We start from the raw sequence: 16,207 nt of genomic DNA, 5'->3' as shown, positions 1-16,207 counted from the left end.
TTGCCACATTGTTTGATAACGTTGTGCAAGTCAGGCAAGGAAGTCTAATTCAAGGAGAAGAAGATGGCAGAAAACGACGAGAAGCCGATGGATGCGGGCAGGAGGCTTGCGCGCAAGGCGGCCGCGGCGACGGTGGGTGCCGCGACGCTGATGGGCGGCATGGCCTTCACGGGCGTGGCCGAGGCGGCGCAGCCGCAGGGAGACGCCGGCGTCGGGGCCCGTGCGCGTACCCCGCAGCAGGCCTATGACGAGGCCAACGCCGAAAAGCAGCAGGCCGACGCGGACGCGCAGGCGAAGGCGCAGGCCAACCAGGCGGCCCAGCAGGCAAAGCAGCAGGCCAAGACGGAGCGTGACCGGGCCCAGCAGGCGGCGCAGAAGGCCGCCTCGGATCTGGACACCGCCAATTCGGCGTTGCAGAACGCGACCTCGGCCGCCGCCACGGCGAACGCGCAGCTGCCCGGAGCCACGCAGAAGGTCAGAGACGACACCACGGCCAAGCGGAACGCCGACTCCGCGCTGCAGACGGCGAAGACCGCGAAGGAGAACGCGAAGAACGCGACGGATGCGGCGAAGGGCGACCGTGACTCCAAGAAGACGGCGGCCGACGCGAAGGACGCGGCCGCGAAGGCAAAGAAGACCGCCGACGAGCAGGCTCAGGCGGCCAAACAGAGCGCGCAGTCGAAGAAGGACAAGGCGGCGCAGGACGCCAGCGAGGCGAGCCGTCCCGGCGCGATGGACGCCGCCAAGACGGACAAGACCAACAAGAAGACCGCGCTGGACGCCGCCAAGCAGGAGGTCTCGCAGGCCAAGGATGACGTCTCGGCCGCCAAGACCGCCGCGTCGGCGGCCGCCGACACCGCCGCCGACAAGCAGAGCGACCTCGACGCCGCGAACCAGGCGGTCAGCGACGCGCAGGCGGCCCTGGACAGTCATACCGGCGACGTCAACGCCAAGAAGACGGCGCTGGACCAGGCCAAGGCTGACAGGACCGCCGCGCAGAACGCGCTGGACGACGCGCAGAGCAAGGCTTCCGCCAAGCAGTCGGCGCTGACCGACGCCAAGGCTGCGCAGACGCTGGCCCACAACGCGCTCGCCGCGGCGAAGGCCGAGGCGCAGAACAAGAAGACGGCGGCGGACAACGCCAACAGCAAGGAGTCACGCTCCAGCCTCGGCTTCTTCAATTGGCGCGGATCGAAGTCGGCGACCGACCAGCTCGACGGCACCACGTTCGGAGGTCAGCAGTGGTTCCAGGACAACGTGCACGTCGGCGAGAAGAACGACGCGACCTCGCTGGACAACCTCAAGGCCAGCCTCGCCTACCTGCGCAAGCTCAACGAGCTACGCCGGGCCAACGGCTTGTCGGAGCTGAAGGTCAGCGATTTCATGATGGCCCGGGCCGAGGTCAACGCCGATCACGACGCCGCGGATTTCGCTCATCATAATGTGCCCGATAACGGTGGCGAAAACATCGCGATGGGGCATAAAACCCCGGACCATGTGTTCATGGATCAGACAAGCAGCTGGTACCAGTCGGAGAAAAATCTTTATGATTCCTATATCGATCAAGGGCTGACTCCCGAGCAGGTCTACAATCAGCATTACAGCGAAGTCGGCCACTATCTCAACATCATCAATCCCGATTACACCATCACCGGCTTCGGTCATACCCAGAAAAATGAGAATCCAAGTATGTTCGGAGACGGATGCACCGACGTCAATGATTTCGGTTTGCCGAGTTGGGGTGTTGGCGCGCAGAGCGACCATGCCGACCAGACGGTGGACGAGTTCGAGCAGTCGATCAATGATTACGTCGCCTATCTCGACAACGCCGCTAACGCCTACAACGACGCGCTGGCCGCCCAGCAGCAAGCCCAGAGCGACAGCGACGCCGCCGACGCCGCGGTCACGGCCGCGCAGAACGCGCTGGACGAGGCGCAGGCCAAGGTGACCGCCGCGCAGCAGGCCGTGAACGACAAGGACACCGCGGTGAGCGCCGCGCAGAACGCCTACGACACCGCCAACGCGGACACGACCGCCGCCAACGCGCTTTCCGCGGCCCAGGCGGACCAGACGGCCAAGCAGGCGGCGCTGGACACGGCCAACACCGCGAAGGCGGCGGCCGACCAGCGGGTCAGCGACGCGAACACGGCGCTGGCAAACAAGCAGGCCGCCCAGCAGACGGCGCAGCAGGCCTTCGACACGGCCAGCCAGAAGGTGGAGGACTACACCAACGCCCAGCAGAACCTGACCGACGCAACCAACGCGCTGGACGAGGCCACCACCGCCGCGGCCACGGCACACACCGCCTACACGAGCGCGCAGGCCGAGGCGGACACCGCGGACGCGGCCCTGACGGCGGCCCAGACCGCCCTCGACCAGGCGGACGGCGACCTGACGGCCAAGACCAACGCCCTGCAGGCCGCCCAGCAGGCCGCCACCGACGCGGCCGACACGCTGAGCGCCGACCAGGCGACGCTCGCCTCGCTCACCGACACCGCCGGCCCGGCGCTGACCCGCGCCCGGCAGGCCGTCACCGACGCGCAGGCCGTCAAGAACCAGGCGGACCAGGCGCTGACCCGCGCCCAGCACGCGCTGGACGAGGCCACCACGGCCGCCGCCACGGCGCAGACCGCCTACGACACGGCCGCCGCACGGGCCGCGAGCGCCGATCGGACGTTCCGCGACGCGAAGAGCGCGCTGGACCGCTACAACGCGGCCCATCCCGCCGCCGCGCACGACAATGGCCAGGCCGACGGCTCGCAGGTCTACGACGCCAACGGCCAGCGCCTCGCCTCCACGGGCGCGGGCGTCGCCGCCGTCGCGGCCATGGCCGCCGCCACGCTGCTCGCCGGCCTCGGCGCCGAGACACTGCGCCGCAAGGACTGAACGGAGCAGCGAACACATCGAGGACGTCCACGATCTGCGTATCCGTGGCGTCCTCGATGATGCGGCAGCATGAAATTCGACAATCGCAAATACCACATGGCACTCGGTTTCGACGACCCGCGACGCGCCGGAGACTTGAACTGGGGGAGTGGTTCCTGTATATTTCACTTCGTTGTTCTTGCGGACATAGCTTAGTTGGTAAAGCGCGACCTTGCCAAGGTCGAGAGCGCGGGTCCGAGTCCCGTTGTCCGCTCCATTTTCTTCCCCCCCCTCATTCATCCCAACAGTGCAACAATCGCATCGTTCGTCACGCAGCTTGAAATTGAATGTTGCTTTAATCCCGGATAAACACTTCTCATTGGACTCTCGAAATATACGACGTTCTTGCGTAAAACATGACAGAGCGCCCCAAGAGTTCTCGATCTTCGTGTATTTCTGACATCCTTAATCATCGGGCTGGGGATATGCCCTGCTGAGGCATAAAGCTTGGCCTACCGGCCTTGAGGGTGCCGAAGCAGGGCATATCCCCAGCCCCCGCCACAGTAGTAATAGATCATAAAATATATGAATATCGCGTATTCTGAAAGTCCTCGTACATGGGCAAAACACCAAATCCAAGCCCGCGTTTCTATGTCGCCCTGCTCTCATATCGTTGTCACTGTTGATTTACCGTCCAGACCTGCCCCTAGTAACGCGGGTCCTGAAAGCAAAGGACACATACCATGGCTGAACAGACCATCTCCATCACACTCAACGGCGAAAGCAAGGAGGTGGCAGCCACGCAGACCGGCACCGACCTCTTCGCCGAAGACAAGAACATCATCGCCGTGCGCCTCAACGGCAAGCCCCGCGACCTCTACACCCCGCTCCACGACGGCGACGAGGTCGAGTCCATCGCGCTCGACAGCGAAGACGGCCTGGCGATCATGCGCCACTCCGCCACCCATGTGATGGCGCAGGCCGTCCAGGAGATCCGTCCGGACGCCAAGCTCGGCATCGGACCGGCCATCAAGAACGGTTTCTACTACGACTTCGACGTCGACAAGCCCTTCACGCCCGAGGATCTGAAGGACATCGAGAAGCACATGAAGCGCATCATCAAGTCCTCGCAGGCATTCCACCGCCGTGTGGTCACCGAGGACGAGGCCAAGGCCGAGGAGGCCGAGCAGCCCTACAAGCTCGAGCTGATCGGCAAGAAGAAGGCCGACATCGACGAGACCGTCGGCACCGAGGTTCCCAACGAGGGCGAGATCACCTTCTACGACAACCTGGACCGTGACGGCAAGGTGGTCTGGAAGGATCTCTGCCAGGGCCCGCACCTGCCCAACACCCGCTATATCAAGGCGTTCAAGCTCGAGCGCGCCGCGGCCGCCTACTGGCTGGGCGACGAGCACAACCCGTCGATGCAGCGCATCTACGGCACCGCCTGGGCCTCCAAGGAGGATCTCAAGGCCTATCAGGCGCGCATGGAGGAGGCCGCCAAGCGCGACCACCGCAAGCTCGGCGCCGAGATGGACCTCTTCTCCTTCCCGGAGGAGATCGGACCCGGCCTGGCCGTCTTCCATCCGAAGGGCGCCGCGGTGATCAACGCGATGGAGGACTACTCGCGCGAGATGCACCGCAAGGCCGGCTACAGCTTCGTGCAGACCCCGCACATCACCAAGGGCGGCCTCTATGAGACCAGCGGCCACCTGCAGTGGTACAAGGACGGCATGTTCCCGCCGATGCACCTCGACGAGGAGAAGGACGAGAACGGCAACATCACCAAGCAGGGCTTCGACTACTACCTGAAGCCAATGAACTGCCCGATGCACAACCTCATCTTCAAGTCCCGCCAGCGTTCCTACAAGGAGCTACCGCTGCGCCTCTTCGAGTTCGGCACCGTCTACCGCTACGAGAAGAGCGGCGAGGTCCACGGCCTGACCCGCGTGCGCGGCCTGACGCAGGACGATTCCCACATCTACTGCACCCGCGAGCAGATGAAGGACGAGCTCAAGTCCATCCTCAACTTCGTGCTGAAGGTCCTCAAGGACTTCGGCCTGAACGACTTCTACCTCGAGCTGTCCACCAAGGACGAGAAGAAGTTCGTGGGCTCCGACGAGATCTGGACGGAGGCCACCGAGACGCTGCGCGAGGTTGCCGAGGAGTCCAGGCTCGAGCTCGTCGCCGATCCGGGCGGGGCCGCCTTCTACGGCCCGAAGATCTCCGTGCAGGCCCGTGACGCCATCGGCCGCACCTGGCAGGTCTCGACCATCCAGCTCGACTTCAACCTGCCCGAGCGCTTCAAGCTCGAGTACATCGCGAAGGACGGCACCCACCAGCGCCCGGTGATGATCCACCGCGCCCTGTTCGGCTCCATCGAGCGTTTCTTCGCCATCCTGCTCGAGCACTACGCCGGCGCCTTCCCGGTCTGGCTGGCCCCGGTGCAGGTCACCGGCATCCCGGTGGCCGACGAGTTCGCCCCGCACCTGCGCAAGTTCATCGACTCGCTGAACGAGGAGACCGTGCGCTGCGAGATGGACACCTCCGACGACCGCTTCGGCAAGAAGATCCGCAACGCCTCGAAGTCCAAGGTGCCCTTCACGCTGATCGTCGGCCAGGATGACGTGTCGAAGAACGCGGTGAGCTTCCGCTTCCGCGACGGCAGCCAGCTCAACGGCGTGCCGGTCGACGAGGCCAAGGCCGACATCCTGAAGGTCATCGCCTCGCGCGCCCAGGTCAACAGCGCCGACGACTTCGCCGCCGCCACCAAGTGAGCGCGGCCGGAAGGAATACCGTCGGGAATGCTTGAGAGACTACGGGCGCCGTTCAAACGCCTCATCGCGCCGGTGGCCAGGCTGCTGGCCGCGATGGGGCTGAGCGCCGACGCGGTGACCGTCATCGGGGCGGTGGGCACGATCGCCGTGGCCATCGCCACCGGCGTCACCGGCTGGCTGGTGCCCGGCTCGATCCTCATGGCCATCCTCGCGGCGTTCGACGCGCTCGACGGTTCCGTCGCACTGATCAACGGCGGCGGGACCAAGTTCGGCGCCTTCCTCGACTCGACGCTCGACCGCATCGCCGACTGGGCGGTGCTGCTCGCCGCCGCGCTCTATTTCCTGCTGCACGTCGGCATGCCGCTGTCGGCCGAAAATGCCGGGATCGGCGGCATCGTCCGCTGGGTCGGCATCGGCGCGACGCTCTACGCGATGATGACCTCGTTCGTCACCTCGTATGCCCGGGCCCGCGCGGAATCGGTCGGCTACGAGGCCAAGAACGGCATCGCCACCCGCAGCGACCGGCTGGTGATCGTTCTGGTCGGCATGCTGATCACAGGCATCTTCGACGACGCACGCTGGCTGATGGCGTTCCTCGTCATCCTGGCCGTGCTCGGCACTATCACTGTCATCCAGCGCATCCTCGAGGTGCGCCGGAGCATGAAGGCCGACGGCGAGGTCTGAGCCAGCTCATCACTTCGCTTCCGGCCCGTTCCCTGTCCTTGTTCGATGGGGACGGGCCTTCGCGTTTCCGGCACGGCAACGACAGGCCGGTCGGGGAGTCTCGGCATAGGCTGCTCATCGCCGTAATGCCTTGTCATCGGCCTATGTCGCAAAGCCATCCGCACGAAATACGGGATCGGTTTTGTCGCGAAAGTCCTTTAGAATTATTTCGTTTAACGTATTCGTATACCTGCTAGGAGCATTATGTCAGGGCATTCCAAGTGGGCGACCACCAAAAACAAGAAGGCCGCCATCGACGCGAAGCGCGGCAAGCTGTTCGCGAAACTGATCAAGAACATCGAGATCGCGGCCCGTCTGGGCGGCGGCGATCCGGATGGCAATCCGACCCTTTATGACGCCATCGTCAAGGCCAAGAAGGCCTCCATGCCCGCCGACAACATCAAGCGCGCGGTCAAGCGCGGCTCCGGCGCCGAGGCCGGCGCCGCCGACTACGAGACCATCAACTACGAGGGCTATGCTCCCGCGGGCGTCGGCCTCATCATCGAGTGCCTGACCGACAACCGCAACCGCGCCGCCGCCGAGGTGCGTTCGGCGCTGACCAAGGGCAACGGCTCCCTGGCCTCCTCCGGCGCGGTGAGCTTCAACTTCGAGCGCAAGGGCCAGATCGTGGTCCCCTCCGAGGGCATCGACTACGACAAGCTCTTCGAGATCGTGGCCGAGGCCGGCGCCGAGGACGTCTCCGACGATGACGAGGTCTACACCGTCACCACCGCGCCGACCGACATGGTCTCCGTGCGCGAGGCGCTGCAGAAGGCCGGCATCGACTACAATTCCGCCGATCTGGTCATGACCCCGAAGACCGAGGTCGACCTGGGCCTGGAGGACGCGCAGAAGGTCACCAAGCTGATCGACAACCTGGACGACCTCGACGACGTGCAGAACATCTACAGCAACTGGACCGCCTCGGACGAGGTGATGGCCCAGCTCGCCGAAGAGGAGTGACCGCAAGGTGATCATCCTCGGAGTCGACCCCGGGCTCACACGCTGCGGGGTCGGCGTCATAGAAGCCGACGCATCCCGTCGGCTTTCTTTCGTTCATGTGGACGTGGTGCGCTCCGACCCGCACACCTCGCAGGACCTGCGTCTGCTCGCCATCTACAACGGCCTGGCCGCCAAGATCGACGCCTTCTCTCCAGACACGGTCTCCATCGAGCGCGTGTTCGCCCAGGAGAACCGCAACACGGTGCTCGGCACGGCGCAGGCCGCGGGGCTGGCGATGCTCGCGGCGGCGCAACGGGGGATACCCGTGGCGCTGCACACCCCGACCGAGGCGAAGATGGCGGTGACCGGCAACGGACGCGCCGAGAAGATCCAGGTGGAGCGCATGGTCGCCCACATCCTCAACCTCAACAAGCTGCCGCAGCCCGCCGACGCCGCCGACGCCCTCGCGCAGGCCATCTGCCACGCGTTGCGTCCGTCCGGGGCTCTGCAGGGCGGGGAGCGCGAGCAGCACCTGACCCTGGCGCAACGCCAGTGGGCCCAGGCCAGCCAACGCGCCAAGCGCCGCGGCAGCGTCGATAGGGGCATGTAGGCTATCGAACAGATGTTCGAATTATGATGGCGTTCGGTCTCCTGTCCATCTGGGGCGGGGAGGCCCAGCGAGCATCGTATCGGCATCGTCAATCGAAATGGCAGAACGAGCAGGGGAGAAGCGATGATCGGAATGCTCCGTGGCCGTGTGGAGTCGGTCGGGCAGGGCGTGGCGCTCGTCATGGTCGCCGGCGTCGGCTACGAGGTACGCATGCCCGCGTCCGAGCTGGCGTCGATGCACGCCGGACAGGACGCCGAGGTCCACACCTACCTCAACGTCTCGCAGGACGCGATCACGCTCTACGGCTTCCTCTCGCAGGCCTCCAAACGCATGTTCCTGCAGCTGCAGAAGGTCAGCGGCATCGGTCCCAAAGTCGCGCTCTCGCTGCTCTCCACCCTTCCGCCCGACAGGCTCGCCAAGACCGTGATGGACGGCGACGCCACGGCGCTGGCCAAGGCGCCGGGCCTGGGCAAAAAGGGCGCGCAGAAGATCATCCTCGAGCTGCGCGGGTCGATCAACCTCGACGAGATCGAGGGCCGTGGAGACGACGACGGCCCGCATTACGACTCCGGCACCACCCAGGTCATCGAGGGCCTGGTCTCGCTCGGCTGGCGCGAGCACGACGCGGCCCACGCCGTGCTGGGCGTCTGCAAGGCCAACGGCATCGCCACGCCACTGGCCGACACCGACGTCCCCACGGTGCTCAAGCTGGCGCTGACCTCCCTGGATCGGGGGCGCTGAGATGGCACGGGAGACACCGGATATCCAGGAGAACGAAAGCGCCAACGAGGAGTCGCTGCGCATGGTCTCCTCCGCTCCGATCGGCAACGAGCCGGTCAGCGACGAGGAGCTGCGCCCCCAGACGCTGAGCAACTTCATCGGTCAGCCGCGCCTCAAGGCGCAGTTGCAGCTCTTCCTCGACGCGGCCAAGAAGCGCGCCGTGCCACCGGACCACATCCTGCTGGCGGGCCCTCCCGGACTGGGCAAGACCACGCTGGCGATGATCGTGGCCAACGAGCTCGAGGTGCCGATCCGCGTCACATCCGGCCCCGCGATCCAGCATGCCGGCGACCTGGCCTCCATCCTGAGCTCCCTGGATTCCGGCGAGGTGCTCTTCATCGACGAGATCCACCGGCTGCCCCGTGCCGCCGAGGAGCTGCTCTACATCGCCATGGAGGATTTCCGCGTGGACGTGATGGTGGGCAAGGGCCCGGGCGCCACCTCCATCCCGCTCACCCTGCCGCGCTTCACCGTCATCGGCGCCACCACACGCGAGGGCATGCTGCCGGCGCCTCTGCGCGCCAGGTTCGGCTTCACCGCGCATCTCGACTTCTACCCGCACGAGGAGCTGGAACGGCTCATCGAGCGCAGCTCCGTGGTGCTCGACATCAAACTGGCACAGGGCAGCGCCAGGCAGCTTTCCCTGCGCAGCCGGGGCACGCCCCGCATCGCCAACCGGCTGCTGCGCCGCGTGCGCGACTGGGCCATAGTCCACGATCTCGGCGAGGTCGAGCCCGATGACGTGGAGCAGGCGCTGGCGCTCTACCAGGTCGACTCCGAGGGGTTGGACCGGCTCGACCTGGCCGTGCTCGACGCCATCGTCAGGCGCTTCGACGGCGGGCCGGTGGGCCTCAACAACCTCTCGGCCATGATCGGCGAGGAGGCGGAGACCGTGGAGACGGTCTGCGAGCCCTACCTGGTGCGCGAGGGCTTCCTCGTGCGCACCCCCAGGGGCCGCGTCGCCACCGAAAAGGCATGGAAACACCTGGGGATACAGCCCCCGGATGATGTCAACAAGTTATTCTAAAATTCCAGACGTTGGACATGAGCATGGTCCACCGTAAAACACACGTCCGATAGGAGTTCCAAAGTGGGCAGCAATGGCAACATGATTTTCATCGTCTTCCTCGTGCTGATGGTCGCGCTGATGTTCTGGCAGTCGCGCAAGAGCAAGCAGCAGCAGAAGAAGGTCAAGGACTTCCGCCAGTCCCTGCAGCCCGGCGACCTGGTGCAGACCATCGGCGGCATCATCGGCAAGGTCGTCTCCGTCGACACCAAGTACGAGGAGATCGTCATCGATTCCGACGGATCCCCGATGCGTTTCACCTTCCCGGCGATCAGCAAGAAGTACGAGCGTCCCGCGTTCATCGACGATGACGACGTGGACGAGGACGGCAACCCTGTCGACAAGGACGACGAGGACGCCACGCAGGCAACGGACGCCGACGAGACCGCACAGAAGCCGTTCGACACCGCCGATGAGGCGCAGCAGGACGTCGACAATGACTCCGATTCCGAGACCGAAGCCAACGACGAGAAGCCGGCCGAAGAGTCCCACGAGGAGAAGGTCGACGATTCCGAGGATTCGGACAAGTAGTCTTTCAGACTTCACCAGCCAGCACAAGCAGTCAACATACAGAGGTAGGGCCCAGTTCATGCAAGATAGCGACATCACCATCGATCAGCTGAAGAACGTCGGTGGAGACGATGCGGAGTATCTGATCTCGCTCATTCGAACCATTCCGGATTTCCCCAAGAAGGGTGTGCTGTTCAGGGACTTCATCCCCGCCATAGCCGACGCGCGCGGGCTCTCGATCATGATCAAGGCGCTGCGGTTGGCCCTGCCGGTGCCTGCCGACAGCTTCGACTACGTGGCCGGCCTCGAGGCCCGTGGCTTCCTGATCGGCCCGCCGCTGGCCCAGGCGTTGGGCAAGGGCTTCATAGCCGTGCGCAAGGCTGGCAAGCTGCCGCCGGAGACCCTGGGCGAGACCTATTCGCTGGAATACGGCGAGGCCTGCGTGGAGATCGAGCAGAACGTGATCGAGCCCGGCTCGCGCGTGCTGATCGTCGATGACCTGATCGCCACGGGAGGCACCGCCAAGGCGGCAGCCGACCTCATCGCCAAGGCCGGGGGAGAGGTGGCCGGCTTCAGCTTCGTCATGGAGCTCGACGGGCTGAGCGGCAGGGACGACCTCAAGGGCTATCCCATCAGCTCGCTGACCAGGATGCCCGCCTGACGACATCTTCCCGTTGCCGGACGCAAGCCAGTTTCCATCGTTAGATTCAAGGGGTTTTCATGGATTTGTATGAACACCAGGCACGGTTGCTGCTGGACGAACAGGGCATCGCCACTCCCGACGCGATCTTCGCGCAGAACTCGCACGAGGTCGCCGAAGCCGCAGAGAGGATCGGCTACCCCTGCGTCATCAAGGCGCAGGTGCGCACCGGTCACCGCGGCCAGGCCGGCGGCGTCAAGGTGGCCCACAACCAGGACGAGGCCATCCTCTGCTCCGAGCAGATACTGCCCATGACCATCGCCGGCCACAAGGTCAACGGCGTGCTGGTGGCCCAGGCCAAGAACATCATCCACGAATACTACGTCTCCATCTCGCTGGACCGCACCTCCCGCGATTTCGACGTGCTGGCCACCGCCAACGGCGGCACCGAGGTCGAAGAGATCGCCCGCGACCATCCCGAATCCGTCAAGCGCCTGCACATCAGCGCCCTCGAGGATTTCGACGAGGCCTCCGCAAGAAAGATGGCCGAGTCTATCGGCTTCTACCACGCCGACGTGGACCAGGCCGCCCAGGTGCTGCTGCGGATGTGGCAATGCTTCAAGCGCAACGACGCCACGCTGGTCGAGATCAACCCGCTGGCCAAGATCGGCGACCCTGACGACGAGTCCTCCAAGTCGCTGTGCGCCCTCGACGCCAAGATCTCCCTGGACGACAACGCCTCCTTCCGCCATGAGGAGTGGAAGGCCTATTCGCAGAACTCGCATCCCGACCCCTTCGAGGCCCGTGCCCGCGAGCACGGCCTGCACTATGTGCACCTCAAGGGCCAGGTCGGGGTGATCGGCAACGGCGCGGGGCTCGTGATGAGCTCCCTGGACGCGGTGTCCGGCGCGGGCGAGCAGCTGGGCAGCGGCGTCAAGCCCGCCAACTTCCTCGACATCGGCGGCGGCGCCTCGGCCGAGGTGATGCGCACCAGCCTCTCCATCGTGCTCTCCGACCCGCAGGTCGAATCCGTGTTCATCAACGTCTACGGCGGCATCACCGCCTGCGACCAGGTGGCCCAGGGCATCGTCGGGGCGCTCGGGGAACTCAACGTCTCCAAGCCAATCGTGGTGCGCTTCGACGGCAACGCCGCCAAGGAGGGCCTCGAGATCCTCAAGTCGGCGGACAACGCGAACCTGCACGTCCGCGACACCATGGAACAGGCCGCCCGCGCCGCGGCCCAATACGCCTCGAGCACGAAGGAGACCACGAAATGACACTGTTCATCGAGCATGGAGCTCCCGTCATCGTCCAGGGCATGACCGGCCATCAGGGCATGACCCACACCTCACGCATGCTCAACGCCGGCACGCATGTGGTCGGCGGGGTCAATCCGCGCAAGGCCGGCACCAGCGTCAGCTTGCACTTAGACGCCAGCGACACCGAAACGAGCCTGCCGGTCTACGCCACCTGCGGCGAGGCCAGGGAGAAGACCGGGGCGCAGGCCAGCGTCATCTTCGTTCCTCCGCGCTTCGCCAAGGACGCGATGCTCGAGGCGATTGACGCCGGCATCAAGCTCATCGTGGTGATCACCGAGGGCATTCCCGTCGCCGACACGGCCTATTGCGTCGAGCTCGCCCTGCAGCGCGGTATCCGCATCATCGGGCCGAACTGCCCGGGCCTGCTCGTGCCGTCCGCCGTCGGTGAGGGCAACGACAATCTAGGCATCATTCCCAACGGCATCGTCGGCTCTGGCCCGGTCGGCCTGGTCTCGAAGTCCGGCACGTTGACCTACCAGCTGATGGGTGAGCTGGCCGACCTCGGCTTCACCGCATGCATCGGCGTGGGCGGCGACCCGATCGTCGGCACCACCCTGCTCGAGGCGCTCCAGCAGTTCGAACAGGACGACAACACCAAGGCCGTGATGATGATCGGCGAGATCGGCGGCAGCGCCGAACAGGAAGCGGCCCGTTGGGCCAAGGAGCACATGAGCAAGCCCGTCGTCGCCTACATCGCCGGCTTCACCGCGCCCGAAGGCAAGCAGATGGGCCATGCAGGCGCGATCATCTCCGGCGGCAAGGGCACGGCCCAGGACAAGAAGGAAGCCCTCGAGGCCGCCGGCATCGCCGTGGGCAAGACCCCCGCACAGGCGGCGACCCTGCTCCGGCAGGCGCTCGACGGCGACGGCGAAGCATGAGCAAGCAGGGCAGGCCCTGGCTCAAGGGCGTGCAAGTAGCCGGTCTCTGCCTGGTCATCTACACCCTGCTGCTCTGGGTCTTCCTCTCCGTCGCCTTCTTCGTGGTCTCCATGGAGGAGGGTGGCGGCATCCTCAACTCCTCGATTCCCATCACCCTGGCCATCGTCCTGCTCAGCCAGGGAATCGGCTTCCATTCCGGATCGATCACCCTGAGCGTCATCCCCCTGCTGCTGACCGCGCTGCTGGTCTGGCTGGTCGCATGGCTGGCCAGAAGGCTTTCGGTCAACCTTGAATCCTATCTCGCCGCGCTCGTGCTCTGGGAGGCGGCGATGCTGCTCTACGCCGCCAACGTGACGGTGGTGCTGACCGACACCCTGCCCATCGTGGCACTCAAGACGGCCATCGTCTTCACCTTCGGTTATCTGGTCGGCGCGCTGCCCGGGTCCCGCGCTTTCAGGACCATGATGGACAAGGCGGGCGCCACGCTCTCCGAACGCATGCGCCGCACACTGCGGCTCGGCCTGAAGAACGCGCTGTGGCTGCTCACCGGCTATCTCGCCCTGGGCCTGCTCACCGTGCTGGTCTGGACCTTCCAGAACCATGCCGCGATGTTCAGGGTCTTCGACCTGGCGGGCATGCGCACCGGCTCGCGCATCGTCACCTCAATCTGCACGCTCGCGTGGCTGCCCAACCTCTGCATCTGGGCGGTCTCGTGGCTCTTCGGCGGCGGCTTCCGCATCGGCGAGCTCGCCAGCTTCACGCTGTGGAGCGACCACGCCGCCGGACTGCCCGCCGTCCCCGTCTTCGGCCTCTTCCCGCAGGCGGTCTCCAGCGATCTTGCGCGCGACGTGCTGCTCTTCCTGCCGCTGGCATGCGGACTGGTGGTCGCCCTGGTGGAGCTCTTCAGCCCGAAGGTCTTCGCGATCAACGCCGGCAGGCCCGGCAAACGCGTCGAGGTGGGCAGGCTCGTGGCCAGTCTGGCGCATCCGCTGGTCTCCTTCGTCATCTCCACAGTGCTGATGTCGCTGCTCGCCACCCTGGCGTTCGTCTGCTCCACGGGGGCGTTAGGCCAGAACCGCCTTCGGCACGTCGGCGTGGATTCGGCCGCCTCCACGCAGGCGGTCATCAAGCCGACCTCGATCGGCATGTTCATGGCATGGGGCATCGCCGTCGTGCTCATCGCCACGGTGATCGGCGTGAGGATCGTCTCCAGGCGCCGCAGGGCCGCCGCCATCTCGAAAAGCGAGAACGGCAAGGCTCAGAACCGCGAAACCAGCCAAGATGGTGGTAGGGAAGCGGGTTCTTCCGAATAGCCATCGACGATTCACGGCACCTGCGTTCCCGCTATCCGCATGCCAAGGAGGGGATATGGAGCCGAAGACGAATCGACCGATACGACGGGCACTGGTGTCCGTCTACGACAAGACCGGCCTCGAGGCGCTGGCCCTTGCCTTCGCCGACGCGGGCACCGAGGTGGTCTCCACGGGCTCGACGGCCCGGAAGCTGCGTGAACTGGGCGTCAGGGTGACCGAAGTGGCACAAGTGACCGGATTCCCCGAAAGCCTGGGCGGCCGGGTGAAGACGCTCGACCCGCATATCCACGCCGGCATCCTGGCCGACATGACCGACGCCAAGCAGTCCGAGGAGCTTCGGGGTCTGGGCATCGAACCGTACGACATGGTCGTCGTCAATCTCTATCCCTTCACCAACACCGTACGAGCCGGGGCCAGCGAGGCCGACATCATCGAGAAGATAGACATCGGCGGCCCCGCCATGGTCCGCGCCGCCGCGAAGAACAGCGCGAGCGTCGCCGTCATCACCGACCCCGAGGATTACCGGCTGGCCGCGCAACGGATCGAATCGGGCCGGGGCCTCACCCTGGAGGAACGCCGCTGGCTCGCCTCGAAGGCCTTCGCCACAACCGCCGCCTACGATGCAGCCATCGCCGAGTGGACAGGCGGCCATTGGACCAGACCGAACAGCGTGGATGACGCATGCGGCAACGAGGAGACAACAGGACAGGCGCAAACCGGGCCCTCGGCCGCCCAGGTCGAACCGACCGGATCGTCCCCATCGCCCCAACCGAACAACTCCGAGCAACCGGACGGGCAGACCTTCCCACACACCTTCACCCATACCTGGCAGCGCACACGGGTCCTGCGCTACGGCGAAAACCCGCACCAGCGGGCATGCCTCTACGCCGACACGCTCGACCGAAACGGCTTCGCCCATGCCGAGCAACTGCACGGCAAGCCGATGAGCTACAACAACTACGTGGACGCCGACGCGGCATGGCGGGCCGTCTGGGACTTCGCGCCGGGCATCGCCGTGGCGGTCTGCAAGCACAACAACCCCTGTGGCGTGGCCGTTGGAGACAGCGTGGCGCAGGCGCATCTCAAGGCGCACCGCTGCGACCCGATGAGCGCCTACGGCGGCGTCATCGCCGCCAACAGCACGGTCACCCTGGAAATGGCCCAAAACGTGCGTCCGATCTTCACCGAGGTCATCGTCGCCCCCGACTACGAACCGGAGGCCCTGCGGTTGCTGGAGGCCAAGAAGAAGAACCTGCGCATCCTGCGCGTGCCCCGGCGGCCGAACACTGCCACCCAGTTCCGCCAGATCGACGGCGGCCTGCTCGTGCAATCCACCGACCGCATCGACGCTCCGGGCGACGACCCCGCCAACTGGCAGCTGGTCTCGGGGGAGGCGGCGGACGAAACCACGATGCGCGACCTCGCCTTCGCGTGGAGGGCGATACGCTGCGTGAAGTCCAACGCCATCCTGCTGGCCCACGACCAGGCGACGGTCGGCATCGGCATGGGGCAGGTCAACCGCGTGGACTCCTGCCATCTGGCGGTCGAACGCGCGAACACCCTCGATGACGGGCGCGACCGGGCCAGGGGTTCGGTGGCCGCCTCGGACGCGTTCTTCCCGTTCGCCGACGGCGCCGAGGCGTTGATCGATGCGGGAGTGAGGGCCATCGTGCAGCCCGGCGGCTCGATCCGCGACCAGGAGGTCATCGACGCCGCACAGGCGCATGGCACCACCATGTACCTGACGCATACCCGCCACTTCTTCCACTGAGCCATGCGGTCCG

The 16,207-nt window shown here is 65.6% G+C and carries 13 protein-coding genes and 1 tRNA gene; all 14 read left to right on the top strand.

Features of this window, described 5'->3' with window-relative positions; translation table 11 throughout:
* Nucleotides 1–63: 63 nt before the first annotated feature.
* Nucleotides 64–2,886 (top strand): CAP domain-containing protein, encoded by a 2,823-nt coding sequence (locus PT282_RS04020; RefSeq protein WP_277168276.1) that lies wholly within the window; start codon nt 64–66, stop codon nt 2,884–2,886.
* Between the two features lie 180 nt (nt 2,887–3,066).
* Nucleotides 3,067–3,142, top strand: a tRNA-Gly gene (locus PT282_RS04015).
* 466 nt (nt 3,143–3,608) lie between these two features.
* Complete coding sequence (thrS, locus tag PT282_RS04010; protein WP_277168275.1) at nt 3,609–5,642, top strand: threonine--tRNA ligase; 2,034 nt, start codon at nt 3,609–3,611, stop codon at nt 5,640–5,642.
* Between the two features lie 27 nt (nt 5,643–5,669).
* Nucleotides 5,670–6,326 (top strand): CDP-alcohol phosphatidyltransferase family protein, encoded by a 657-nt coding sequence (locus tag PT282_RS04005; protein WP_277168274.1) that lies wholly within the window; start codon nt 5,670–5,672, stop codon nt 6,324–6,326.
* Nucleotides 6,327–6,569: 243 nt separating this feature from the next.
* A complete protein-coding gene (locus PT282_RS04000) occupies nt 6,570–7,328 on the top strand; it encodes a YebC/PmpR family DNA-binding transcriptional regulator (RefSeq protein WP_277168273.1) in 759 nt (252 codons plus the stop codon).
* A 7-nt stretch (nt 7,329–7,335) separates the two neighbouring features.
* Nucleotides 7,336–7,917 (top strand): crossover junction endodeoxyribonuclease RuvC, encoded by a 582-nt coding sequence (gene ruvC, locus PT282_RS03995; protein ID WP_277168272.1) that lies wholly within the window; start codon nt 7,336–7,338, stop codon nt 7,915–7,917.
* 123 nt (nt 7,918–8,040) lie between these two features.
* A complete protein-coding gene (gene ruvA, locus PT282_RS03990; RefSeq protein ID WP_277168271.1) occupies nt 8,041–8,658 on the top strand; it encodes a Holliday junction branch migration protein RuvA in 618 nt (205 codons plus the stop codon).
* Between the two features lies 1 nt (nt 8,659).
* Nucleotides 8,660–9,724: a Holliday junction branch migration DNA helicase RuvB gene (ruvB, locus tag PT282_RS03985; protein ID WP_277168270.1), complete on the top strand. Its 1,065-nt coding sequence runs from the start codon at nt 8,660–8,662 to the stop codon at nt 9,722–9,724.
* Nucleotides 9,725–9,787: 63 nt separating this feature from the next.
* A complete protein-coding gene (gene yajC / locus PT282_RS03980) occupies nt 9,788–10,294 on the top strand; it encodes a preprotein translocase subunit YajC (protein ID WP_374114137.1) in 507 nt (168 codons plus the stop codon).
* 58 nt (nt 10,295–10,352) lie between these two features.
* Nucleotides 10,353–10,934, top strand: coding sequence for an adenine phosphoribosyltransferase (locus tag PT282_RS03975; RefSeq protein WP_277168269.1), 582 nt, complete (start codon nt 10,353–10,355; stop codon nt 10,932–10,934).
* Nucleotides 10,935–10,993: 59 nt separating this feature from the next.
* Nucleotides 10,994–12,190, top strand: a complete 1,197-nt coding sequence (gene sucC / locus PT282_RS03970) for an ADP-forming succinate--CoA ligase subunit beta (protein ID WP_277168268.1) — start codon at nt 10,994–10,996, stop codon at nt 12,188–12,190.
* The gene (gene sucD / locus PT282_RS03965; RefSeq protein WP_277168267.1) at nt 12,187–13,110 is read left to right on the top strand and encodes a succinate--CoA ligase subunit alpha; all 924 of its coding nucleotides are present in this window, start codon (nt 12,187–12,189) and stop codon (nt 13,108–13,110) included. The genes sucC and sucD overlap by 4 nt, the downstream gene beginning before the upstream one ends.
* Nucleotides 13,107–14,423, top strand: coding sequence for a DUF6350 family protein (locus PT282_RS03960; protein WP_277168266.1), 1,317 nt, complete (start codon nt 13,107–13,109; stop codon nt 14,421–14,423). The genes sucD and PT282_RS03960 overlap by 4 nt, the downstream gene beginning before the upstream one ends.
* Nucleotides 14,424–14,478: 55 nt before the next feature.
* Complete coding sequence (gene purH, locus PT282_RS03955; RefSeq protein WP_277168265.1) at nt 14,479–16,194, top strand: bifunctional phosphoribosylaminoimidazolecarboxamide formyltransferase/IMP cyclohydrolase; 1,716 nt, start codon at nt 14,479–14,481, stop codon at nt 16,192–16,194.
* The last annotated feature ends 13 nt before the right edge of the window (nt 16,195–16,207 follow it).

The organism is Bifidobacterium sp. ESL0763 (assembly GCF_029433395.1).
Classification (GTDB): Bacteria; Actinomycetota; Actinomycetes; order Actinomycetales; family Bifidobacteriaceae; genus Bifidobacterium.
Note: the sequence above shows the minus strand (reverse complement) of the source record. Positions and strands in the feature narration are given on the sequence as shown.